This is a genomic window from Mycobacterium sp. 050134 (assembly GCF_036409085.1).
GTDB lineage: Bacteria > Actinomycetota > Actinomycetes > Mycobacteriales > Mycobacteriaceae > Mycobacterium.
In genome coordinates, this window is the sequence record NZ_JAZGLV010000029.1 from 48,008 (window position 1) to 71,779 (window position 23,772).

Sequence of the window (23,772 nt, forward strand, 5' to 3'; positions counted from 1 at the left end):
AACCACCCGATTCTGTTTGCTGCCTGTCCAGACGTTACCGCCGCGGCGTCCCCGGTCAAGTCCCGAATTCCCGTGCCGGGCCGTACCGTGGACTCATGGCCAGATCGCGCGACACCGACGCGTGCCCGGGCGCGCTGCAGGTGCATCAGGCCGCGGACGGCGCGCTGGCGCGAGTCCGCTTGCCCGGCGGCATGATCACCGCCGCCCAGCTGGCCGCGCTCGCCCGGGTCTCGGCCGAGCTGGGCTCGGGAACGCTCGAGCTGACCGCGCGCGGCAACCTGCAATTGCGCGGCCTCACTGACACGACCACGGCCGCCGAAGCGATCGCGACCGCCGGTTTGCTGCCGTCGGTGACGCACGAACGCGTCCGCAACATCGTCGCGTCGCCGCTGACCGGTCGGTCCGGCGGAAAGCGCGACGTTCGCGGATGGGTCGGCGAACTGGACGCGGCGGTCCGCGCCGAACCCCGGCTCGCGGGACTGGGCGGCCGGTTCTGGTTCAGCCTCGACGACGGACGCGCCGACGTCTCCGGGTTGCGGGCCGACGTCGGCGCGCACGTGCTCGACGACGGCTGCGCCCTGCTGCTGGCCGGGCGCGACACCGGGGTCCGATTGGCGCCCGGCGAGGTGGTCGAGGCGATGACCGATGTCGCGGTGCGGTTCGTCGCCGCACGCGGAAGAGCTTGGCGGGTAACGGAATTGGACGATGTGCGCAGCGTCCTGCTCGGCGCCGAATTGAGCGCGACGCCCTTCCCGCCGGTCACCCGGGGCCCCGTCGGATGGATCGACCAGGACGACGGCGGCGTCACGCTGGGCGCCGCGGTGCCGCTGGGGGTGCTCCCGGCGCGGGTGGCCGAATACCTGGCCGCCGTCGAGGCCCCGCTGGTGATTACGCCGTGGCGGTCGGTGCTGCTGTGCGACCTCGACGAGGGCGTCGCGGACGTAGCGCTGCGGGTGCTCGCGCCGTTGGGCCTGATCTTCGACGAGAACTCCCCGTGGCTGGGCGTCAGCGCCTGCACCGGCAGCCCCGGTTGCGCGCATTCGGTCGCTGACGTGCGCGCCGACGCCGCGCGGGCGCTGGACCCCCAGGACCCCCCGGCCCCGGTGCACCGCCACTTCGTCGGCTGCGAGCGCGCCTGCGGCAGCCCGCCTGCCGGTGAGGTGCTGGTCGCTACGGGACGGGGATATCGGAGGCGCGACGACCAGCCTTTAGGGTGAGCGGGTGCTCGACTACATCCGCGACGCGGCCGAAATCTACCGGCAGTCGTTCGCGGCCATTCGCGCCGAAGCGGACCTGACCCGGTTCCCCGGCGACGTCGCGCGGGTCGTGGTCCGGCTGATCCACACCTGCGGGCAGATCGATGTCGCCGAGCATGTCGCCTACACCGACGACGTCGTCGTGCGGGCCGGCGCCGCCCTGCGCGCGGGCGCGCCGGTGCTGTGCGATTCGTCGATGGTGGCCGCCGGGATCACCGCAGCCCGTCTGCCGGCCGACAACGAGGTGGTGTCGCTGGTGGCCGACCCGCGCGCGCCCGAGCAGGCCGCGCTGCGCCACACCACCCGCTCGGCGGCGGCCATCGACCTGTGGGCCGACCGGCTACCCGGCGCGGTGCTGGCCATCGGCAACGCGCCCACCGCGCTGTTCCGCCTGCTCGAGCTCCTCGACGACGGCGTCGCCCCGCCGGCCGCTGTGCTCGGCGGCCCGGTCGGGTTCGTCGGATCGGCACAGTCCAAGCAGGAACTCATCGACCGGCCGCGCGGGATGGCTTACCTGGTGGTGCGGGGCCGTCGCGGCGGCAGCGCCATGGCCGCCGCCGCCGTCAACGCGATCGCGAGTGAGCGGGAATGACCCAGCGGGGCACCCTCTATGGGGTCGGGCTGGGGCCGGGTGACCCGGAGCTAGTGACGGTCAAGGCCGCACGGGTGATCGGCGCGGCGGACGTGGTGGCCTATCACAGCGCCCGGCACGGCCGCAGCATCGCGCGCGGGATCGCCGAACCGTACCTGCGGCCCGGCCAGATCGAGGAACACCTCGTCTATCCGGTCACTACCGAGGGCACCGATCATCCCGGCGGATACGCCGGCGCGCTGGAGGACTTCTACGCCGACGCCACCGGGCGGATCGCCGCGCACCTCGACGCCGGCCGCGACGTCGCGCTGCTGGCCGAGGGCGACCCGCTGTTCTACAGCTCCTACATGCACCTGCACACCCGCCTGACCGAGCGGTTCGACGCCGTGATCGTGCCGGGCGTGACGTCGGTGAGCGCCGCCTCCGCGGCGATCGCGGCGCCGCTGGTGGCCGGCGACGAGGTGCTCTCGGTCCTGCCCGGCACCCTGCCCGTTGCCGAGCTGACCCGCCGGCTCGCCGACGCGGACGCCGCCGTGGTGCTCAAACTGGGCCGCTCGTATCACAATGTGCGGGAAGCGCTTTCGGCGTCCGGGCAGCTCGACGACGCGTTCTACGTCGAGCGCGCGAGCACGGCCGGCCAGCGCGTCCTGCCCGCCGCGGACGTCGACGAGACCGGTGTGCCGTACTTCTCGCTGGCCATGCTGCCCGGCGGCCGTCGGCGCGATCGGCGGACCACCGTCGGCACCGTCGCGGTGGTGGGGCTGGGTCCGGGCGACGCCGACTGGATGACGCCGCAGAGCCGGCGGGAGCTGGCCGCCGCGACCGACCTCATCGGCTACCACGGCTACCTGAACCGCGTCCCCGTGCGCGACGGCCAGCGCCGTCATCCCAGCGACAACACCGACGAGCCCGCCCGGGCGCGGCTGGCCTGCGCCCTGGCCGAGCAAGGGAATGCCGTGGCGGTGGTGTCGTCCGGCGATCCGGGGGTCTTCGCGATGGCCACCGCCGTTCTGGAGGAGGCCAAGCAGTGGCCCGGCGTGCGGATCCGGGTGATCCCGGCGATGACCGCGGCGCAGGCCGTGGCCAGCCGCGTCGGCGCTCCGCTCGGGCACGACTACGCGGTGATCTCGCTGTCCGATCGGCTCAAGCCGTGGGAAGTGATCGCGGAGCGCGTGGCCGCCGCGGCCGCCGCCGACCTGGTCTTGGCCATCTACAACCCGGCCTCCAAGACCCGCACCTGGCAGGTAGGCGCGATGCGCGACCTGTTGCTGGCGCATCGGGAACCGGGCACGCCGGTGGTGATCGGCCGCAACGTGTCGGGACCCGACGAGGACGTCCGCGTGGTGCGCCTGGCCGATCTTGATCCCGCCGACGTGGACATGCGGTGCCTGCTCATCGTCGGATCTTCCCAAACCCAATGGTACGCAAGCGATTCCGGCGACCAAGTGTTCACCCCGCGACACTACCCCGGCTGAACAGCTACTCGTCCGGCGGACACGGGCTCTGCCTGCCGGTCCTCCGGGCGGCGCGCTGCGCGCGGAGCGGTGGGCGCGTCAGCGTCCTCGCCGAGCAGCAGTGAGCGCACCAGCCGGCGCGGTCCGAAGGGCCGCAGCATGGTGCTGGCCGGGCGCGGACGGACTTTCAGGGGCCACCAGAACCAGCGGCCGAGCAGCGCCGCGATGGACGGCGTCATCAGCGACCGCACGATTAGCGTGTCGAACAACAGGCCAAGCCCGATCGTGCTGCCCGCCTGGCCGATCGACCGCAGGTCACTGGCGGCCATGGACATCATGGTGAACGCGAACACCAGGCCGGCCGCGGTGACGACGCCCCCGGTCTCCCCCATCGAGCGGATGATGCCGGTCTTCAGTCCGGCGCCGATCTCCTCCTGGAAACGCGACACCAGCAGCAGGTTGTAGTCCGACCCGACAGCTAGCAGGATGATCAGCCCGAACACCGGCGCGATCCAGTTCAATTCGAGGCCCAGGATGTGTTGCCACACCAGCACCGAGAGGCCGAACGCCGCGCCGAGCGACAGCAGGACCGTGCCGACGATGACCAGCGATGCGACCAGCGCCCGCGTGATCATCACCATCACGACGAAGATCAGCGTCAGCGCGGCGATTCCCACGATCAGCAGGTCGTAGTGCGACCCCGACTGGATGTCCCGGTAGATGGCCGCCGTCCCGGCGAGGTAGAACCGGGCGTCGGTCAGGGCCGTGCCCTTCACCGCCTGATGCGCCGCGTTGAGTTCGGGCGTCACCGCCGCAATGCCCTTGGGGGTGGCCGGGTCCGCGTCGTGGGTGATGATGAACCGCGCGGCCTTGCCATCGGGCGACAGGAACAGCTTCAGGCCACGCTGAAAGTCCGGGTTCTGGAAGGCTTCCGGCGGCAGGTAGAAGTAGTCCCCGCTGCGCGACGCGTCGAAGGCCTGTCCCATCGCGCTCGCCGTGTCGGTCATCTGGGCCATTTGGGTGATCAGACCCGAAAAGCTGCTGTGCATGGTCAGCAGGGTGCCCCGCATGGAGGTGGCGACCGCGATGATCGGCGGGAACTGCGCCTGCATCTGGGGAATGATCGCGTCGACGTTGTTGACATCCTTGATGAGCGCGGTCATGTTCTCGCTGAACTTGTCCACGCCGTCGATCGCCTCGAACACCGACCGCGTCGCCCAGCAGACGGGGATGTCGAAGCAGTGCTGTTCCCAGTACAGATAGCTGCGCAACGGCCGCGCAAAATCGTCGAAATCGGCCAGGTGGTCCCGCATCTCGTCCAGCGTGGACTGCATATCGTGCATGTCGCCGACCATCTGATGCGTCCGGCCGCTCATCTGGCCCAGCAGACCCTGCATCCGCTGCATCGCGCCAATCATCGACCCGAGGTCGTCGCTCATCTTGAGCATGTCGGCCGCCCGGTCCTTCATGAACCGCAGGTTCTCCTGAATGGGAATCGACTGCGCACTGATCTGGAACGGGATCGACGTGTGCTCGATGGGTCCGCCCAAGGGCCGGGTGATGCTCTGCACCATGGCGATTCCCGGAGCGCGGAAGACGTCCTTGGCGATCCGGTCGAGCACGATCATGTCACCGGTGTTGCGCATGTCGTGATCGCTCTCGACCATCAGGATGTCCGGATTCATCGTCGCCGCGCTGAAATGCCGCTCTGCGGCGGCGTATCCGACGTTCGACGGCAGGCTGCTCGGGATGTAGAACCGGTCGTTGTAGCTGACCTTCATGCTCGGCATGATGAGGATCCCGATGACCGCGATGACCAGCGAGGCCGCGAACACCGGGCCCGGCCAGCGGACCGTCGCGGTGCCGATGCGCCGCCAACCGTGAACTTTCACAACGCGTTTGGGGTCGAGCAGGCCGAACCGGCTGGCCACGGCGACCACGGCGGGAGCGACCGTCAGCGCGCCCGCCACGACGACCAGCAGACCCAGCGCGGACGGGATTCCGAGCGCCTTGAAGTACGACAGGCGCGCCAGGTGCAGGCAGAAGGTGGCACCGGCGATCGTCAACCCGGAACCCAGGATGATGTGGAACGTCCCGCGGAACATCGTGTAGTAGGCCGCCTCCCGGTCCTGCCCGGCTTGGCGGGCCTCCTGGTAGCGGCCGATGAGGAAGATCGCGTAGTCGGTCCCCGCCGCGATCGCCAGCGACGACAGCATGGCGACGACGAACGTGGAGAACGGCAACAGGTCGTGGTTGCCCAGAAGCGCGACGAGCCCTCGGGCCGTGCCCATTTCGAAGCCGACCATGACCAGGACGAGGAGCACCGTGCTGATCGAGCGGTAGGCGATGAACAGCATGATCATGATGACCACGCCCGTGACGCCCATCATCTTGAACATGCTCTTGTCGGCGGCCTCGTTCATGTCGGTGGTGAGCGCCGCCGGGCCGGTCACGTAGACCTTGAGCCCCTTGGGGGGCGCGGAGCGGTCGACGATCTCCCGCACGGCTTTGACGGACTCGTTGCCCAGGGTGCTGCCCTGATTGCCGGCCAGGTTGAGTTGCACGTAGGCGGCCTTGCCGTCGCGGCTCTGAACGCCGGCGGCGGTCAGCGGATCGCCCCACACGTTCTGGACGTGCTGCACGTGCTTGTGATCGGCCTGAAGCTTGCCGATCAGGCCGTCGTAGTAGCGGTGCGCCTCCTCGCCGAGGTCCTGGTCGCTCTCCAGGACGATCATCGCGATGCTGTCGGAGTCCGACTCGCGGTACTTCTCGCCGATGCGCTTCGCGGCGATCATCGCCGGGGCGTCTTGCGGCGACATCGTCACGGCGTGGTTCCTGGCGACCGATTCGATCGGGGGCACAAGGACATTCACCGCGACGGTCAGCAGCAGCCACCCGACGATGATCGGGACCGCGAACCTGCGAACGAACCGCATGAACCTCGGGCGCGCGTCGGTGTCGGTGCTCATGCGGCCTTCACCCGACATGACGTTTGGGCGTGGTGCCCGGCGGCGGATTGCTCGTCCTTCACCTGATCGTTGACGGTGATGCGGCACCCGATGGTGTCGCTGTCGCCCTGCGCCACCACGTTGGCGATGACGGCCGGAACCGTCGTCGTGATTGTGTAGGTCCAGGGCAGCGTGGTGAAGTCCGCCTGCTGGGGCACGGCGTTCTTGTCCAGGTAGCTCACGCTTCCCGTCGTGCCGCCCGGGCCGTACACCTCGTACGTCACCCGCTTGATGTGGGAGGGCTCGAGTGGTTCGGCACTGCTGCCGGTCGCGGTGAAGATCTCGTCGGAACCGAAGACGCCGCGCAGCCGGTCGACGGCGACGGCGCCGAGAGCGACGGCGGTCACCACAACCAGGGGCACCCACGCCTTCTTGAGAAAGGCCAACACCGGCGCCTCCTTCCCACTCGTGGCCCTGTCCCCTGTGGAGTGTCGCCATCGCGCGGCGACGCCGGGTAGGGCCGTTCGGCCCCGTACCGCGGGCCGTCTTGCTCAAACACCCCGGATGGGGCGCTCGCTCACCAGGTATACCATACCCCCTAGGGTATTTTCCACGGCGTGTTCAAAGGTTGCGCGGGGAGCGTTTGAATGAGTTGGATTCGAAGCAGCCGCGGCGGAGTCACTCTGGGCGCGCACACGGGTCGAGTAGCTCAACACCCGCAAATGGGCCACCACCATCGAGCTGGCCACCGCCATGGCGCCGAACACCGCCCACGGCTACCTCGGTAACATCAGCCCCACAGAGTAGAAGCGCTCTGGACATCCACCTCTTCGATCCCTCAACTATGCGCGTTCGATCCTTTGCAGCCCGCGCACCGGGGTCCACCACTCGATCACGAGCATCGTGGCCTCCTCGTTGAGGCGCGTGTGCACAACCTCAGCAATGTCAGCATGAAAGGAATCGCCGTCCGATTCGTCACCAGTCGAGCCGGAAACGATCACCCGTCCAGAAATCTTTGCCTCGCCTGGCCACTCCGCCTCGGAGCCCTCGACCGGGTCGACCGTGGCACTGTGTAGTGCGAACCGTGGATCCCGGCGCAGATCCTCGCCTTTGCGCGCATTCGACATCGAACCGAACGCCAGGACGCCGTCATCGAACACCGTCTCGATTCCAGAGATCCGTGGCGACCCATCGGCGCGCAGCGTGGCAATTGTCTTGTGCCTGTGCGCATCAAACAGTGCCCGCACCCGTCCCGCAAACTCCGGCGCGGCCTCTTCAACGTCCCGCCACATCACCATGTTGTCATGATCGCACCCGGCAGCATTCCACCCCGGGCCACCGCTCCCCACTCGGGACACGCTGCCATTCGTAACCGCCACGAACGACTCTCGTTCTTGTGGACCAGTTATAGGGGGACGGTCAGCTTCGCGGCCCGGGTGTTCACCACCCGGCGGCCTGACTACTCCGCCGTATCTTCCTTCAGCGTCATCGCCACGAAGTCCAGACGCCACAGCGACTCGAACAGCCTGCGACCGAACTCCTCCAGGTCCCGCTTGCCCGCACCGAGCGACTCCCCGCCCTTGGCCACCCGATCGGCGATCTGACGAATCGTGCGCCGGCCGTTGACTTGCTGCAGGAAACGCATCTGAGCGGGCGTGACATTCGTGCGCCAATTCGGCCGGAAGATCTCCTCCCCCTCGATGCCGCAGCGCATCCGCATTCGTGGGACGTACTCGAGGCAGTCAGGCGTGGAGAAACTGATCTCGTAACTCTCCTTCGGCCGATCGGAACGGCATGCCATGAAGAAGTGCGAGGCGTTCATCACGTGGAGACGCTCCACGACGGACCAGAGCTTGGCCTCGGGCAACGCGCTCACCGCCCGATGCAGTGAACTCCCGGGCCTGAACCAATCATGCGGGTAGTACGGCGCCTTGATGAACCACCCCTGAAACGCCAACCCGGCCGACGTCACGAGGTCGACGCACTCATCGACGCTGTAACTGCGCTCGGGGCCATGCAGGAAGGTCTCGGCCAGGGCGGCGTCGGACTGCGCGGAAAGCGGTGCCATCTTGAAGTAGTTGTGGACGGGGTGTTCTGTCGGCAGCGCCGAGATCACCTCTTTGACCATCTGGACCGAGGCGTCGTCATGACCCATGTTCAAGTCACGGAACGCCGATTGCAGCATCTCGACGCCCATTCGGCCGTACTTCGCATAGAGCATCACGCCGAGAGCGCCATCGCGCCGCAGACAACACCTGAGTGCCTTCATGCCCTCCACCGGGTCCGGTAGAAGATGCAGGACGCCGGTCGCCACGATCAGGTCGAAGTTGCGCTTGAGGGAGGGCAGCTCCTCGATCGGGAGGCGATGCAGTTCCAGGTTCCACAGCCCGTACTTGTCTTTGAGATATTGCAGATGGTCCAGCGACGACTTGCTGGTGTCGACCGCCACGACCTTGGCGGAACGGTTGGTGTACGCGAAGACCGCAGCCTGGTTGGTGCCGCAGCCGGCGATCAAGATGTCGAGATCGGGCTTGTAGTCGCGGTCGGGCCAGAGAGTCGAGTGAGCGTGGACAGGATCGAACCACTCCCAATTGCTATCGGTCCATGCCTCGAGGTCCTGTATGGGTTCTGGGTACGTCTCGTAGCGGCGCGAGACGACGTCTGATTTCCGATCCTCGTTCATGGCGGAGGGGCCCTTCCGGTCGACTCTTGATCGAGGATCCCGGTTCCGTAGTCAGCCACGAGCGCAATCACGGGGCGGGCCCCCCATCGAGGGGATTATCAGTTACCACTTGTTCCGCCCGCAAGGGAATCGTCTCATTGCATCTGTACAAATTCAGATCGATCCCTCGCCGAACCGACGAAGGCGCGTTTTCTGGACTAAGGCCATTTTCGGGGGCGAGGCGATTGGCGTCGCGGGGTCGGGGAGAGTCTGCCGCTCGGCAACTGACGGAAGGGGTTTCGCTAACGAGCTGAGTTCGCTGATCACGGGCCGCGGTCGGACCGGGGACCGCGATCAAGTGCGCGGAGAGTTCGCGCTGACGCCCGCAGTCGACCGGGACGGGGCGCACTTCGCGTCACGGATCATCGAGCACCTCGCCGGTCAAGCGCGCAAATCGGTTCAGTGCCGCCTAATCTCGCGGCACTCCGGCCGCGACGGCGTTTTGCCGGGCATCGTTGCCGAGCATCGAGACCGCGAACGTGACCTCGTCGGTCGACATCGGCCTTGATTTGGCTCACCAATCTGCCACACATGGCAGTTGCTTTTGGTCAAGAAATGGGCACGGGTGACCACACGATGAGTTGGTTTCGCCCCACGACAAGCTATCGCCGGATACATTAACAACCGTGCCTGGACCGAAGACGGATCCCCTGGCGATCTGGCTGACCGCACGCACCGAAGCCCATACGCGGAAAAACTCACACATGACACTCGATTGGGTGACGGCTTCCCTCAACTTGCGGGCAACCGTGGCCACCCGCTCCGAAGAAGGGAGCCAGCGCCTTGGTCACCGATCGGATGGACCACCGCCGCTCCCCCGACGCCCCTTATCCGAGAGGATTTCCTCACCAGGGTTCCCGCGACCTACATTTGGAGGCCCGGCAGCCGCTCGAGAATCGTTCAAACAATGTCCCAGCAACGTATTTGATAGACGCTGTGCAGCTTGAACGTCGGTTCACGGTACACCCCACATCCAGCGCGGCGCGGGTGCAGCTAGTCAATTCGGCAACGCCAAAGATGGATCACACCCCATGAAAGCTGTCCTACTGGCCGGCGGACTCGGCACTCGGATCAGAGAAGAAACCGCCATCCGCCCCAAGCCGATGGTGGAGATCGGCGGTCGGCCGATCCTGTGGCATATCATGAAAATATATTCCTACCACGGGATTCATGAATTTATTGTCTGCTGCGGTTACAAGGGTTACGTCATAAAAGAGTATTTCGCGAACTACTTTCTACATATGTCCGACGTGACATTCGATATGTCCACCAACACAATGGAAGTGCACGAGCACCACGCAGAACCCTGGAGGGTGACGTTGGTGGATACCGGCGACGACACCATGACGGGGGGCCGCCTCAAGCGCGTCGCAGCTCACGTGCGTAACGACGAGGCGTTCTGCTTCACTTACGGCGATGGCCTCAGCGACGTCAACATAAGCGCCAGCATTGATTTCCACCGTCGGCATGGACGCCATGCCACCGTTACTACGGTGCTTCCGCCGGGGCGCTACGGCGCCATCGAGCGCGATGGGGACCGGGTCACGCGCTTTGTCGAAAAGCCACCAGGCGATGGTGGACTCATCAACGGCGGATTTTTCGTGCTGTCGCCCGCAGTGCTCGATTACATTGACGGCGACCAAACCCCGTTCGAAATGGAGCCGTTGGCTAGGCTGGCTGCCGATGGCCAATTGATGGCCTTCGTCCATTCCGGTTTCTGGCAACCTATGGATACGCTGCGAGACAGGAATCAGCTCGAAGAGCTCTGGAGTGGCGGCGACGCCCCGTGGAAATGTTGGTCGTGAACGCTTTCCACACGGCTAGTGTGGCAGCGAGTCTTGATTGATCTGAGCTTAGGCCAACCCCATGAAGATCCTCGACGCCCCGGTGGCCGATCTGAAGATCGTGCAGTCGGTGCCCCACCGCGATGACCGCGGTGCATTCGTCCGCCTCTTCTGCGCCCACGAGCTTGAATCCTTGCTGGGGCACCGTCAGATCGTGCAGATCAATCAATCCAGGACGAGCAGCGTAGGCGCCGTGCGTGGTATGCATTTCCAATTTCCGCCACATGCGGAAATGAAGATGGTGCGTTGCCTTCGCGGCCGGGTCTGGGACGTCGCCGTGGACCTGCGGCCAACCTCGCCAACGTTCTTGCGTTGGCACGCCCAGGAACTAGCACAGGACGGCGGGCAAATGATGGTGATCCCAGAAGGCTTCGCCCACGGCTTCCAGGTATTGGAGCCCGAAAGCGAATTGCTCTATCTGCACACAGCGTTCTACCACCCACCTTCCGAGGGCGGGCTACGTTACGACGATCCGCGGCTCGCCATTGACTGGCCCTTGCCGCCGCGAGATCTCTCACCCCGCGACCTTTCCCACCCGCTGTTGGACACCGACTTCTCCGGGATCGCTCTATGAAGTGCCGGCACTGCGGTGAGCGGTTAGAGCACCGTTTCATCGACCTGGGTTTTGCACCCCCGTCCAACGCCTACCTGCAGGCCGAGCAGCTGAGCTACCCGGAATTGCACTACCCCCTCCGTGTGAGGGTTTGTCACCGGTGTTGGTTGGTGCAGACCGAGGATTATGCACGCGCAGACGAACTTTTCGGCGTCGACTACGCGTACTTCTCCAGTACCTCCACCACGTGGCTCGACCACGCGGCACGCTACGCGCGGATGGTCACCGAACGGCTGCGACTGGGGCCTCACAGCTTTGTTATCGAGGTGGCATCGAATGATGGCTACCTACTCAAAAACTTTGTGGCAGCAAGCATCCCCTGCTTGGGTATCGAACCGACGGCGAGCACGGCAGCAGCCGCTGAGGCGCAGGGTATCCCGGTTAGCCGAGAATTTTTCGGGGAAGCCTTGGGGCATCGACTCGCAGATGATGGGCGGCGGGCGGATCTGATTGTGGGCAACAATGTGTTTGCCCACGTGCCTGACATCAACGATTTCACCCGCGGACTCGCCGCCGTGTTGAAGCCCGAAGGCACCATCACGCTGGAATTTCCTCACCTGATGCCGTTGATCGAAAAAACCCAGTTCGACACCATCTACCACGAGCATTTCTCTTACCTGTCGCTCACCGCGCTGGCACATATCTTCTCCGCGGCGGGCCTGCGCGTGTGGGACGTGGAAGAGCTCCCCACCCATGGCGGCAGTTTGCGAGTGTATGGCTGCCATGTCGAGGCAGCCATCGCCACCACCGCCAGCGTCGAGTTGCTGCTGACGCGTGAGGACCAATTCGGGCTGACCAGGCTCGAGACCTACACCGCCTTCCAGGCGCGAGCCGATCGCGCGAAGGACGATTTCCTGGCCTTCCTCATCGAGCAGAAGCGTTTGGGCCGACACGTCGCAGCATACGGAGCTGCCGCGAAGGGCAACACTTTGTTGAACTATGCCGGTGTCAAACCGGACTTGCTGCCCTACGTGTGTGATGCCGCAAACTCCAAGCAGGGCAAATTACTTCCGGGGAGCCACATCCCGATCCATTCGCCCGAGGCACTGCGTGAGAACCCTCCCGACGACGTGGTCATCCTGCCCTGGAACATCGCCCAAGAGGTGCAGACCCAGCTGGCCGACCTCGTCCGCAGCGGCACCCGTCTGGTCACGGCTATCCCCGAATTGCGCTACCTGGGAGACCCCGTTCCGTCCTGATCCAGAAACGTTGCGAACATGTCGATTTGCTCACGGGTCACGCTCAACGGATCAGCGCCCGCGTGCACGCGCCGCTCCCAATCGACAGTCCACGACAGCGCCTCATGAAAACCGAGCCGATTGCGCCAGCCCAGTTCCCGCTCGGCCTTCGCGGCGTCGAGGGCGAGCAGGTTCGCCTCGTGTGGATGCTCCCCTTGGTCGAGTTCCCAATGCGCGCCACCGCCCCACAGCTCGGCCGCCTGCGTGGCGACCTCGCCGACCTCGACGAAACTCTCGCGTCCCGGTCCGAAGTTCCACGCGCCTCGGCCGGAACCCGCCAGCAGGGCCTCGGCGAGGGTGACGTACCCGTTTAGGCAATCGAGCACGTGTTGCCACGGCCGCACCGCATGTGGGAAACGCAACCGCGGTGTCTGGCCGCGGCCGAAGGCCGCTGTGAGGTCGGGCAGCAGCCGGTCACGACTGGTATCGCCGCCACCGATGACGTTGCCGGCGCGCGCAATTGCGGTTGCGGCGCCAGGGAAGCTGCGAATCCAGGATTGGGTCAGCAAATCGGCCATCGCCTTGGAGGCGCTGTAGGGATCGTCGCCACCTAGGGCGTCCGTTTCGACGTAGCCGGCCTTCTGGTCGACGTTGCGGTAGACCTTGTCTGTGGTGACGACGACGTGTGCACGCACTGTCGGAGTGGCCGCGACCGCCTCCAACACGCCGAGCGTGCCGAGCGCGTTCGTCTCGTAGGTGTACCGCGGGCTGCGATACGACTCGCGGACCAACGACTGTGCGGCCATGTGCATTACCACATCGGGAGCCGCCGCCGACACCGCTGCCGCGGTGCCGTCTGCATCGCGAACGTCCACCCGAAAGTCGTGGACAAGCTGGTCCGCGATTCCCGTCCGCGCGAACAGGCTGCCCTCAACCGGGTCGAGGGCGAGACCGGATACCTGGTGCCCTCGGCTGACCAGGAGGAGCGTAAGCCAGGCGCCCTTGAAACCGGTGTGGCCGGTGACCAAGTAATGCACCGCTACCGCGTTGCCTTGATCAAGGACTGTCGGCCCGACGCCATCAAGAAGCCGAGTGTGGCTTCGCCCGAGCCCAGATGGGCTCTTGTCCGCGACGTTCCGTACGTCCCGGGTTTACTGTTAGGTGGGTCCTCTCCGACGTCCACAACTCTAGAACCCTACAGCCGCATCCACTGTTGTATTTGCAATTTGCGACACGGGGCCGGAACCCCTTCGCGGTCAACCATCGTCTACGCGCTGGCACGCGCGCTGAGAGTGAATTTGCCCTTCGCCCTTCGCTTCGACGAGGACCCAACAATCACTGACCAATTTCGCTTACTATCAGGCTTTAGCCCAGAACGAACGAGGCTCGAGAGGCCCGACTCAGGATGCCCCAAGGGCTGCCGAGTGCGGGATAGGTGGTGAGGAGCTGCGTTGGAAGAAGAGATAAAAAGCCGGCAAGGTGTCATCCCTTCCGGCCGACATGGCTCTGGATTCTGAGCTTCTCATGACAGTTACCTTGACAGGAGCGACCGGGTTCGTCGGAAGGCAGATCTTGCGCACCCTTCTCGAACGGGGTCGCTCGGTGCGAGTGCTCGTTCGCGATCCATCTCGTGTGCCCGAAAGCCGGCAAAGCGGTTTGGAGATTGTGCAGACGCCCGACTTGTTCGCGGAGGCCGCTTGCCGATTGCAAGAGCTGGTTGCTGATTCGGAAATCCTTGTGCACGCCGCGTGGTATGCAGAGCCGGGCGAATACCTCACCTCACCGGCGAACCTCGCATGCCTCGCCGGCACTCTCAATCTGGCCTCCGCATTCGCAGCAGTTGGGGGCAAGCGATTCGTTGGCGTCGGAACCTGCGCAGAGTACGACACTTCCGAAGGCCTGATGACCACCGCCACTCCCTTGGCGCCGAACACCTTGTACGCCGCGTCCAAGGCGTCGGCCTACCAAGTGCTCCGTTTTTTTCTGGGCGCCCAAGCCATAAGCTTTGCATGGTGCCGGATCTTCTACTTGTATGGCGAAGGCGAAAACGAGCAGCGGCTGGTGCCGTACATTCGCAGGCAACTCGAGGCTGGACAAGAAGTGCTGCTGACTCGCGGCGATCAGGTGCGTGATTTCCTCGATGTGAAAGACGCCGCCCGGCTGATCGCGGATGTCGCAGACGGACCGCAGCAGGGCGCGGTGAATATCTGCTCCGGCGAAGCGGTCACGGTTCGGCAGCTCGCCGAACGCATTGCCGATGAGTACGGTCGGCGCGACTTGCTGCGTTTCGGGGCCAGGCCGGAGAACATTTTCGACCCTGCGCGGGTCGTCGGCGTGCGGAAGGACGAGATATGAGCGGAGCGACCGAGCTTTATGAGCAGTCGGAGTTCCCGATCTTCCAGAACCGGATGTACGACTCCGCCGAGGAGGCCCGGTCCTGTCCCCGCGGTGATATTCGGCTGGTTCAGGACGACATCAGCGGATTGGTCTACAACGCCGCCTTCCGGCCTGAATTGATGAACTATGACGCCGCGTATCAAAACGAGCAGGCGCATAGTCCGTTGTTCCAAAGTCACCTCGAACAAGTCGCAACCATCGTCCAGCGTCACCTGGGGACTCATGGGTTAGTCGAAGTTGGTTGCGGCAAGGCCTATTTTCTTGAAATGCTCCAATCGCGCGGTTGCTCCATCGCCGGCTTCGATCCCACCTACGAAGGTGAGAATCCCGCCGTGCAGCGTCGCTACTTCGGCGATGGGGTGACGGTGGCGGCCAGAGGACTCGTCCTGCGTCACGTGCTTGAACACGTACAGAACCCAGTTGGCTTTCTCGAGGGCCTGCGGGACGCGAACGGTGGCGGCCTGATCTACATCGAAGTCCCATGCTTGGACTGGATCCTGCGCGCGAGAGCCTGGTTCGACATCTTCTATGAGCACGTCAACTACTTCAGGCTTGACGACTTTTCGAAGATGTTCGGACGGATAGCGGAGGGCGGACATCTGTTCGGTGGACAATACCTCTTTGTCGTCGCCGACCTTGCCACCTTGCGACCGCCCGTATCCAGCCCAGCGGATCGTGTCGAGTTTCCGGAGGATTTTCTGGCGACGGTAGCCCTCGCACCAACCGGCCGGGAGGGAGCATTGAACGCCGTATGGGGCGCGGCGTCAAAAGGTGTCATCTACTCACTATTGCGGGAACGCTGCGGTAATCCGGTAGATGTCCTTATCGACATCAACCCGGCTAAGTGCGGCAAATACGTGCCGGCAACGGGTTTGCGCGTCGTGTCCCCCGACGAGGGGATGGCTCTGCTGGCGCCGGGTTCCGACATCTGCGTGATGAACTCCAACTACCTGGAGGAGATTCGGCAGATGACGGGAAACCGATTCAACCTGATCGGAGTAGAGCGTGACTGATTTCAGACAAGAAGTGCTAGACCGGATCGATGCTATGTCACGCAACGAGCGCCTCCGAGCGGACGCCGCCGAATTCATGCGCACCTCACTGCTTGCCCAGTACTCGTACAACTTTGCCTGGATGTCGCGCCCGATCATCCAATACCCCCAAGACATAGTCGTCATGCAGGAGTTGATCTGGCGCGTCCGCCCTGACCTGATCATCGAAACTGGCATCGCCCACGGCGGATCGCTCGTCTTCAGCGCATCCATGCTCGCGCTCCTCGACATGGCCGACGCGATCGAGTCCGGTGCCACAATCGATCCGGCCAAGTCCGACCGCAAAGTGCTGGGCATCGACATCGATATCCGCGCACACAACCGCGAGGCCGTCGAGGCGCATCCTATGGCCTCGCGCATCCAGATGATCCAAGGCTCCAGCATCGCGCCCGCAATAGTGACTCAGGTGCGCGAGATCGCCGCCGACTACGACAAAGTGCTGGTTTGTCTGGACAGCAACCATACCCACGCCCACGTGCTCGCTGAATTGCAAGCCTACGCGCCGCTGACATCCGTGGACAGCTACTGCGTGGTATTCGACACCATCGTCGAAGACGTGCCGGCCGAGCTATCTTCCGACCGCCCGTGGGCCCCCGGCGACAACCCGAAGACCGCCGTCCGGGAATATCTCAAGAGCCAGAATGACTTTGAGATCGACACGAGCATCCAGCACAAGCTGGCAATCACGGTGGCGCCGGATGGCTACTTGAGAAGGGTGTTTTGAGAACCGGACACCGGCCCGGAGATCGGTCTCGAGCGTGGAGCAGGGTCAGGTTGCGGTGACGCAGAGGACTTCGTCGAGGCTGGCGGTTTGCAGTCCGGCGGCGGCTATTCGCCGCTCGAGTGCGGCAATCGGATCGGGGTCGGTACCGCTCATACCGCCGGCTTGATCTAGTCGTGCGACGTCGAACATCGCCGGGCCGCTAGCCACCACATCAGCCAAGACGTAGCGGCCGGCATCCGGTGCCCGACGCACCTCCGCCTCAACGGCGCAAGTGCCCGTCAACTTGACCGCATCGCCATAGTTGACACCAACCTGAAACACCCGCGGTTCAGCGTCAAACACCGCGCTCAGCCGGGTGATGTAATCCTCCGGGGCAAAAAACCGCCAACCCTGACCCAAATGCAACCAAAACCGCCCACCGACCCGCTTAGAGAGCTGCGCGACCTGAGCTTGGGGCCCATCCCCGGACCAGCGAGGCGCGAACTCAACAAACCCGTACCGCTCCTGCAACCACCCACGATCCTCGACGGACAACCCGGCATCGACCACCAAGAAACGCCCCACCCGCGACACATCAGTGCAGCAATGCAGAAACGAATTCAACGTCTGCTCAGTGACCTCACGATCCGGCCCAGCAACCAAACTCACAGTCACCTCGGCATCGCGAGACCCCGCAACCAAACTGTCCACCAGAGCATCCGGGTATGACGACGCCGCTTCGATCATCGCCGGCACCGAAAAGTCACGATTGGCCGCAACCCCACGTCGACGTTCATCGGGAATATCAGGGTGCGCCACCAGGCCTCGGCACAGCCCAAACGCCTCGGCATACTTACCGATCCACCCCGCGCACACCGCCTGCTCATCAATGGCACCCCAGGCGTAGACGTCTGCGCCCACAAACAAGACGTCCGTTTCGGGAAACGAGATTTGCGCGGCGAACTGGGCGAACAAATAGCCGAGCTGATACTGCCCCCCGACCCGGTAGTGTACGGCGATCTGATAAAGCGGCTCAGCGCGGGTCGGCCGAAACGCCCAAGCCTTCAAATATGCGTCCTGAACATCCGGCCACGGCTCCCCAAGACGCTCCATCGCCTGCGCGAGCCGATACATCGCCACAAAGATCTCCTCGGGCGACCCGCCCAACTCGACGTGCCGCGCATACCACCTCCGCGCGTTAGCGAAATCGCCAGACCCGAAGTAAATTTGGGCCAGGTCAGAAACCGACTTGGCATCCGTGGGATTGCGTTCGACCTCAGCCAACAAGAACTCACGATCACGTTTCATGCCCAGGGGCACCGTAATGTACGAAGTAGGACCGTCATTTCCGAAATGGATCCAAGTCACCACCACGATCTTCGGACCAGATAGCGGCGGCCGAGCGAGATGATGGTAAAGATAATTCGACGGAAAGAAAAGAATGGTGCCTTTCTCACAACGCTGTGAGCAATCAACGGCTGTAAACACCGTCTCGCCGCCTTCTGCCACATCGTTCAAATAAGCGACCACGCTGACTTGCCGCGTCGCAGACGGGCAATTGAAGGCATCGGCATGCTCGTGGAACCACTCCGGTCGATCAGGGGTCGAAGGTTCGTATCGCAGGACATTCGGCTCCTCGAGCCGGGTGCAGAAGTAGAGCGTTGACGAGAGCGCGCGGTAGTCCGCGAAGCATTCACGCACCACACTGCGGAAGCGCTCCAAGACGTCACCAACGACAGGCGTGAGCGAACAGCGACGGTGGTCTAGGTCCATCTTTTGGGCACCCGGTAGCGCTATCAGATCTGCGGCAAGCGCATCATCGATTGCACCTGGATAAGTCCGGATGAACCGTGCGAGGTCCGTTCCCTGGGACATAGCACAAGGCTCCATTCGCTGCAAGCTAGCACCAGTTTAATGCCTTGGCACACGATTTCGCGAAGTTGTCCGGGCGTAGTTGACGTGGCTGTCCGCCAGTCCGACGCCCGCTTTGGGATCTAGACGGGGGCCGTCAGTCACAGCACACCAAACACCAACAAGACGCTGCCACGAATACGCGGGTTTGGACCTCGTTCGGCGCTCCGGGTGCGGTCCATATCCGCGGCCCAAGAGACCGCTTCAGGGGCGACGAGCGGCTTAGGTTGCGGTGACGCAGAGGACTTCGTCGAGGCTGGCGGTTTGCAGTCCGGCGGCGGCTATTCGCCGCTCGAGTGCGGCAATCGGATCGGGGTCGGTACCGCTCATACCGCCGGCTTGATCTAGTCGTGCGACGTCGAACATCGCCGGGCCGCTAGCCACCACATCAGCCAAGACGTAGCGGCCGGCATCCGGTGCCCGACGCACCTCCGCCTCAGCGGCGCAAGTGCCCGTCAACTTGACCGCATCGCCATAGTTGACACCGACCTGAAACACCCGCGGTTCAGCGTCAAACACCGCGCTCAGCCGGGTGATGTAATCCTCCGGGGCAAAAAACCGCCAACCCTGACCCAAATGCAACCAAAACCGCCCACCGACCCGCTTAGAGAGCTGCGCGACCTGAGCTTGGGGCCCATCCCCGGACCTGCGAGGCGCGAACCGTAGAAACCCGTAACGCTTGCGCAGCCACGCCCGATCTTGGACGGACAGGCCCACATCGACTGCTACGAAGCACCCGACACGTGACAGATCGGTGCAGCAGTGCAGAAACGAATTCAACGTCTGCTCGGTAACCTCACGATCCGGCCCAGCAACCAAACTCACGGTCACCTCGGCATCGCGAGGCCCCGCAACCAGACTGTCCACCACCTCACCGGGGTATGACGACGCCGCTTCGATCATCGCCGGCACCGAAAAGTCACGATTGGCCGCAACCCCACGTCGACGTTCATCGGGAATATCAGGGTGCGCCACCAGGCGCCGGCACAGCGCAAACGCCTCGGCATGCTTGCCGATCCAAAATGCGCACACCGCCTGCTCATCAATGGCACCCCAGGCGTAGACGTCTGCGCCCACAAACAAGACGTCCGTTTCGGGAAACGGGATTTGCGCGGCGAACTGGGCGAACAAGTGGCCGAGCAGGTAACGCTGACCTTCTCGGTACCGCCGGGCGATGGCATGCAGCGCCTCGGCGCGGGTCGGTCGGAACTCCCAGGCCTTCAGGTAGGCGTCCTGAACATCCGGCCATGCCTCCCCGAGGTGCTCCATCGCCTGCGCGACTCGGAACATCGAGTAGTAGACCTCCTCGTCCCAGCCGCCCATCTCGGCCCGCCGCGCATACCACTTGCGCGCGTTGACGAAATCCCCCGCCTGGAAGAGGCTCTGCGCCAAATTGAACACCGACTGTGCACCCCCGGCGTCCGGGGCGATCTCGGGCAGCAGTAGATCGCGGTCTTGCGGACCGCCCGGGAATCTCGACAGCAGCTCAGCCTCGGATATAACGAACGTCGCGCTATTGGCAGGAGCCGGCGCGTGGCTCGTTAGCAGGATTATGTTTTCGGGCAATGGCACCGACCTGTCCCCCAATGCCATCAGACTCGCTGCGGCAAAGCCGCGTGCTTGGGTGAGGATCCGAGGAGGGTCGTCCTCATAGAAGGCAACCGTTGCGGGTTCAGGGAGGAACGGCTGCAGGCCTAGCAGATACTGAAGCGCCGCGTTGATGCGATACGTTTCGTACGGAGCCGGCAGCTGTGAATCGTCGCCCACGCAGCGGAGGCGGCTGGCGATGTAGTAGTTGTCGATCCAGTCTTTGCCCTCTTCGGTACGCAGCCGCAAACCAACCCGCATTCGGATACGCACAAAGCGATCGATGGCGCGATGACAGCGGTCAAGATCCTCGCCCGACAGCTGTGAGGCGAATCTGGCAAGGATGTGCTCCAGGCCGCCGCGGTAGCGGTCCCAGCCCACCTTGACCTCTTCGTGCCCGAGGTGGGTATGTGAACTCTCGTCAAAGACCTGGCGGTAGAAGGGCTCCGGGCTGAATGTCACGGCAGCCCGATCCACCATTGCAGCGACCCGTACGAAGAAGATGAACGCGAATGGATTGGCAGCACCGGCCAACGTTTGAGCGAAGGACGTTCTGGCCACGTAGATCTCGGGGAAGACGTGACCGTCTACCAGGAAGTCGAAGAGGGCAGCGTGGTCGCCGGCCTCGATACGCGTTTGTTGCTCTACATAGTAAAACTGGCCGAAGTCCCGTCCAGTAATCCGGTCGTGGAAGAACCAGGGCGCGAACACCGCACCGACGTCCGAGTGGCCTTCCAAATAGGCTATGTAGCGCCCAAGAACACCCGGAATAAGTAGGTCGTCGTCGCCGACGTAGACGACATATCGCCCGTGCGCAGCATCAATCAGTTGGGATAGGTTGTGGTACCCGCCCACATTTTCCGGCCGCCGGGTGTAGCGAATGGCCAGCTGATCTTCGTACCTACGAACGACATCAGCGGTGTCGTCCTCCGAGGCGTTGTCACCAATCAACAGTTCGTAGGAAAATCCTAGTTCACCGATATGGGCAGAAAGATCCTGCAGGAGACGGTCGAGGTACCGCGCCCGGTTGAAGGTGGGCACGCAGATACTCAGCACGAGAGATTGATCAGTCGCTGGATGCACGGCCCCTCGATTTTCTCACAGACGCGGGCCCGTTCGCTGGAAGTTCTAGGTTATGTGGCGACGATACGGAACCCGCTATTGACGCCCCGCGACCGACATGATGGTTGGTCTGAAATTCGTCGATCCGGGCCTGGCAAGTGTGCTCTTCGATTAGCCACGCCGTACGGCGCTGCAGACGTCGAGGACTTGCGTACCCGCGGCGCTGGATACGACGAACGAATCGCAGCCAGGCGACTCACCGGCCCTGTCAGCGGCGGTACCATGCCCGGCGTGCAACGCACGTTCGACGACTTGGTGGCTGAGGCCGCGTCGGTATCGGTCGAGGGCTGGGATTTCTCGTGGCTGGACGGCCGCGCCACCGAAGAACGCCCGTCGTGGGGCTATCAGCGCCAGCTCAGTCGGCGGTTGGCGGGCGTGTCGGCCGCCCTGGATATTCAGACCGGTGGCGGGGAGGTGCTGGCCGGCGCCGGGCCGTTTCCTCCGACCATGGTGGCCACCGAAGGCTGGCCGCCTAACGCGGCACTCGCCACCAAGCTGCTCCACCCCCGCGGCGTGCTACTGGTCGCGACGGCTAATGAGCCCTCGCTGCCGTTCGCCGACCAGGCATTCGACCTGGTGACAAGTCGGCACCCGATCAACGTGGTGTGGACCGAGATCGCCCGGGTGCTGCGGCCCGGAGGCACCTACTTTGCGCAACTCGCAGGGGCCACACACATGTTCGAACTGGTGGAGTACTTCATCGGTCCGCAGACCTGGGCCGGCTATAACCCCGAAGCTCACCGGGCTCAGGCGGAGGCCGCCGGCCTGGATGTCGTGGACCTGCGCATGGAGCTGCTACGCGCCGAGTTCTTTGACATCGGCGCGGTGATCTACTTTTTGCGAAAAGTGCCCGTGGTGCAAGGCTTCACCGTTGAGCGCTACCGCCGGAGGCTGGCCGAACTGCACGAACGCATCGAGGCCGAAGGCTCGTTCATGACCCACACCACGCGGGTCCTCATCGAGGCGAGGAAACCCGCCGAGCAGACCTTCTGAACCCCAAGACCTTCGCCGGCGCACCGCATCGAGGGCGCGCTGCAGATCCGAAGCACGAGTACCGGATGCGGGCCGCTGAGCCGAACCCATACCGCGACACGCGGTTGCCGCATACGCTCGAGAGCTGTGGCCGACGCGGTGATCCCGCCTCCTGCGATCTGCGTGAACATGATCGTGAAGAACGAGGCTCACGTCGTTGCGGAGACGCTGGATTCGGTTGCGCCATACATTAGTTCCTGGGTGATCGTCGACACCGGTTCCACCGACGGGACCCAGGACCTGATCCGCGACCAGATGGCTCGTCTGGGCATTCCGGGCGAGCTTCACGAACGACCATGGCTGAACTTCGGCCACAATCGCGGCGAGGCATTGAATCTCGCTCAGGGCCACGGCGACTACATCTGGGTCATCGACGCCGACGACATGGTCGTAGGCACCCCCGACTTCACTCGGCTCAGCGCCGACATCCACATGTTGCGCTACAGGCTAGGCGCCACCATCTACTGGCGTCCCGCGCTGTTCCGCGCCGGAGTATGCGCGCGCTGGGTCGGTGTCACCTATGAGTGCCCGACGTGGGATGACACGCTCGTCTCGGCACGTCTTGCGGGCGAGTACCACATCCAGGATCGTCGGCTCAGTTCGCGCAATCTGTCTGGGGAGAAGTTCGCGCATGATCGCGATCTGTTGTTGGCTGAGGTCGAGCGTAACCCTGAGGACAGTCGGTCGGTGTTCTATCTGGCGCAGAGCTACTTTGATCTGGGTGATTTCGTCAACGCGCGCAAGTGGTATGAGCGGCGAGTCGAGATGGGCGGCTGGGACGAAGAGGTCTACCACTCGCTGCACCAAATCGCGGCGGCCAGCGAGCATCTCCGGCAACCATGGCCGGGTATCCAGGACGCTTATCTGCGGGCTTGGGAGTTTCGACCGACCCGCGCCGAGGCGCTGCATGACATCACCCGACACCACCGCATCGATGGGCGTTATCGGATCGGGTATTTGTTTGCTCAGCGGGCTGCTCAGATCCCGTTTCCTGAGCAGGATTTGTTGTTCGTTGGTGCGGAGGTCTATGCGTGGCGCGCGATCGATGAGCAGGCGGTGTGCGCTTTTTGGATCGGTAAGCATGCCGAGGCGTTCATGCTGTGTCGGCGCCTGCTGGCCAGCCCCGACGTTCCCGACGGTGAACGCCAACGGATTGCGGTCAACCGCGACTTCAGCGTGCCGGCCATGCTCGAGGCGGCCTCGGTGTATCCCGACGCGCTAGTGCAGCGTCTAGTCGCCAATCCAGACCCGGCCAAGGTGGTCGTCAGCCTGATCGCCGACTCCGACCGCGAGGCCACCGAGCAGTCGATCAACTCGTTTCTGAACTGCTGCCTCGATATGCCACTGTGGCTCGGGCGCAT

Annotated in this window: 18 protein-coding genes; 11 read left to right on the forward strand and 7 right to left on the reverse strand. The window is 64.1% G+C overall.

All coding sequences use genetic code 11. The annotated features are described in order from the left end of the window. The first annotated feature begins 95 nt into the window (after positions 1-95). From cobG to SKC42_RS24960, 3 genes are read left to right on the forward strand one after another with little or no spacing between them, the layout of a single operon-like run. A complete protein-coding gene (cobG, locus tag SKC42_RS24950; RefSeq protein WP_330966916.1) occupies positions 96-1,217 on the forward strand; it encodes a precorrin-3B synthase in 1,122 nt (373 codons plus the stop codon). Between the two features lie 4 nt (positions 1,218-1,221). Next, positions 1,222-1,848, forward strand: a complete 627-nt coding sequence (locus tag SKC42_RS24955) for a precorrin-8X methylmutase (RefSeq protein ID WP_330966917.1) — start codon at positions 1,222-1,224, stop codon at positions 1,846-1,848. Next, positions 1,845-3,323 carry a precorrin-2 C(20)-methyltransferase gene (locus tag SKC42_RS24960; protein WP_330966918.1) on the forward strand — a complete coding sequence of 493 codons (1,479 nt, stop codon included), beginning with the start codon at positions 1,845-1,847 and terminating at the stop codon, positions 3,321-3,323. Before SKC42_RS24955 ends, SKC42_RS24960 begins: the two co-directional genes overlap by 4 nt. On the opposite strand, the gene SKC42_RS24965 is transcribed toward SKC42_RS24960, so the two are convergent. The 4 genes from SKC42_RS24965 to SKC42_RS24980 all read right to left on the reverse strand — a co-directional run bounded on the left by SKC42_RS24965 (position 3,311) and on the right by SKC42_RS24980 (position 8,933). Beyond that, a complete protein-coding gene (locus SKC42_RS24965; RefSeq protein ID WP_330966919.1) occupies positions 3,311-6,271 on the reverse strand; it encodes an MMPL/RND family transporter in 2,961 nt (986 codons plus the stop codon). The genes SKC42_RS24960 and SKC42_RS24965 overlap by 13 nt on opposite strands. Then, positions 6,268-6,699 carry an MmpS family transport accessory protein gene (locus SKC42_RS24970; protein WP_330966920.1) on the reverse strand — a complete coding sequence of 144 codons (432 nt, stop codon included), beginning with the start codon at positions 6,697-6,699 and terminating at the stop codon, positions 6,268-6,270. The genes SKC42_RS24965 and SKC42_RS24970 overlap by 4 nt, the downstream gene beginning before the upstream one ends. A 393-nt stretch (positions 6,700-7,092) precedes the next feature. Continuing rightward, positions 7,093-7,548: a pyridoxamine 5'-phosphate oxidase family protein gene (locus tag SKC42_RS24975; RefSeq protein ID WP_330966921.1), complete on the reverse strand. Its 456-nt coding sequence runs from the start codon at positions 7,546-7,548 to the stop codon at positions 7,093-7,095. A gap of 161 nt (positions 7,549-7,709) precedes the next feature. Next, on the reverse strand, positions 7,710-8,933 hold the full coding sequence (locus SKC42_RS24980) for a class I SAM-dependent methyltransferase (RefSeq protein ID WP_330966922.1): 1,224 nt from the start codon (positions 8,931-8,933) through the stop codon (positions 7,710-7,712). Positions 8,934-10,003: 1,070 nt separating this feature from the next. On the opposite strand from SKC42_RS24980, the gene rfbF reads away from it, so the two are divergent. From rfbF to SKC42_RS24995, 3 genes are all read left to right on the forward strand, one after another. Continuing rightward, complete coding sequence (gene rfbF / locus SKC42_RS24985) at positions 10,004-10,777, forward strand: glucose-1-phosphate cytidylyltransferase (RefSeq protein WP_330966923.1); 774 nt, start codon at positions 10,004-10,006, stop codon at positions 10,775-10,777. Positions 10,778-10,838: 61 nt separating this feature from the next. After that, positions 10,839-11,390: a dTDP-4-dehydrorhamnose 3,5-epimerase family protein gene (locus SKC42_RS24990; RefSeq protein WP_330966924.1), complete on the forward strand. Its 552-nt coding sequence runs from the start codon at positions 10,839-10,841 to the stop codon at positions 11,388-11,390. Beyond that, on the forward strand, positions 11,387-12,628 hold the full coding sequence (locus tag SKC42_RS24995; protein ID WP_330966925.1) for a class I SAM-dependent methyltransferase: 1,242 nt from the start codon (positions 11,387-11,389) through the stop codon (positions 12,626-12,628). Before SKC42_RS24990 ends, SKC42_RS24995 begins: the two co-directional genes overlap by 4 nt. On the opposite strand, the gene rfbG is transcribed toward SKC42_RS24995, so the two are convergent. After that, a complete protein-coding gene (rfbG, locus tag SKC42_RS25000) occupies positions 12,601-13,644 on the reverse strand; it encodes a CDP-glucose 4,6-dehydratase (protein ID WP_330966926.1) in 1,044 nt (347 codons plus the stop codon). The two genes, SKC42_RS24995 and rfbG, sit on opposite strands and share 28 nt — an antisense overlap. A gap of 487 nt (positions 13,645-14,131) precedes the next feature. Between rfbG and SKC42_RS25005 the strand changes: the two genes are divergently transcribed. Genes SKC42_RS25005 through SKC42_RS25015 form a run of 3 tightly spaced genes read left to right on the forward strand, consistent with a single transcriptional unit; the run spans position 14,132 to position 16,780 of the window. Beyond that, complete coding sequence (locus SKC42_RS25005) at positions 14,132-14,962, forward strand: NAD-dependent epimerase/dehydratase family protein (protein WP_330966927.1); 831 nt, start codon at positions 14,132-14,134, stop codon at positions 14,960-14,962. Then, entirely contained in the window at positions 14,959-16,017 is a 1,059-nt protein-coding gene (locus tag SKC42_RS25010; protein WP_330966928.1) for a class I SAM-dependent methyltransferase, read from the forward strand. The genes SKC42_RS25005 and SKC42_RS25010 overlap by 4 nt, the downstream gene beginning before the upstream one ends. Next, positions 16,010-16,780, forward strand: coding sequence for a cephalosporin hydroxylase family protein (locus SKC42_RS25015; RefSeq protein ID WP_330966929.1), 771 nt, complete (start codon positions 16,010-16,012; stop codon positions 16,778-16,780). Before SKC42_RS25010 ends, SKC42_RS25015 begins: the two co-directional genes overlap by 8 nt. Positions 16,781-16,825: 45 nt before the next feature. On the opposite strand, the gene SKC42_RS25020 is transcribed toward SKC42_RS25015, so the two are convergent. Beyond that, complete coding sequence (locus SKC42_RS25020) at positions 16,826-18,634, reverse strand: 2OG-Fe(II) oxygenase (RefSeq protein WP_330966930.1); 1,809 nt, start codon at positions 18,632-18,634, stop codon at positions 16,826-16,828. 258 nt (positions 18,635-18,892) lie between these two features. Continuing rightward, entirely contained in the window at positions 18,893-21,298 is a 2,406-nt protein-coding gene (locus SKC42_RS25025; RefSeq protein ID WP_330966931.1) for a glycosyltransferase family A protein, read from the reverse strand. A gap of 312 nt (positions 21,299-21,610) precedes the next feature. Here SKC42_RS25025 and SKC42_RS25030 point away from each other — a divergent pair, with 312 nt between their 5' ends. Further along, a complete protein-coding gene (locus tag SKC42_RS25030; RefSeq protein ID WP_330966932.1) occupies positions 21,611-22,372 on the forward strand; it encodes a class I SAM-dependent methyltransferase in 762 nt (253 codons plus the stop codon). 126 nt (positions 22,373-22,498) lie between these two features. Beyond that, the coding region (locus SKC42_RS25035; protein ID WP_330966933.1) for a glycosyltransferase family 2 protein at positions 22,499-23,772 on the forward strand (1,274 nt) is incomplete at its 3' end.

Excerpts from the sequence above, each read along its gene's own strand:
- SKC42_RS24980 (WP_330966922.1), bottom strand. The coding sequence starts at position 8,933 with ATGAACGAGGATCGGAAATCAGACGTCGTCTCGCGCCGCTACGAGACG.
- SKC42_RS25020 (WP_330966930.1), bottom strand. The coding sequence starts at position 18,634 with ATGTCCCAGGGAACGGACCTCGCACGGTTCATCCGGACTTATCCAGGT.
- SKC42_RS24965 (WP_330966919.1), bottom strand. The coding sequence starts at position 6,271 with ATGAGCACCGACACCGACGCGCGCCCGAGGTTCATGCGGTTCGTTCGC.
- SKC42_RS24975 (WP_330966921.1), bottom strand. The coding sequence starts at position 7,548 with ATGGTGATGTGGCGGGACGTTGAAGAGGCCGCGCCGGAGTTTGCGGGA.
- SKC42_RS25005 (WP_330966927.1), top strand. The coding sequence starts at position 14,132 with ATGACAGTTACCTTGACAGGAGCGACCGGGTTCGTCGGAAGGCAGATC.
- SKC42_RS24960 (WP_330966918.1), top strand. The coding sequence starts at position 1,845 with ATGACCCAGCGGGGCACCCTCTATGGGGTCGGGCTGGGGCCGGGTGAC.
- rfbF (WP_330966923.1), top strand. The coding sequence starts at position 10,004 with ATGAAAGCTGTCCTACTGGCCGGCGGACTCGGCACTCGGATCAGAGAA.
- SKC42_RS24990 (WP_330966924.1), top strand. The coding sequence starts at position 10,839 with ATGAAGATCCTCGACGCCCCGGTGGCCGATCTGAAGATCGTGCAGTCG.
- SKC42_RS25010 (WP_330966928.1), top strand. The coding sequence starts at position 14,959 with ATGAGCGGAGCGACCGAGCTTTATGAGCAGTCGGAGTTCCCGATCTTC.
- cobG (WP_330966916.1), top strand. The coding sequence starts at position 96 with ATGGCCAGATCGCGCGACACCGACGCGTGCCCGGGCGCGCTGCAGGTG.
- SKC42_RS24995 (WP_330966925.1), top strand. The coding sequence starts at position 11,387 with ATGAAGTGCCGGCACTGCGGTGAGCGGTTAGAGCACCGTTTCATCGAC.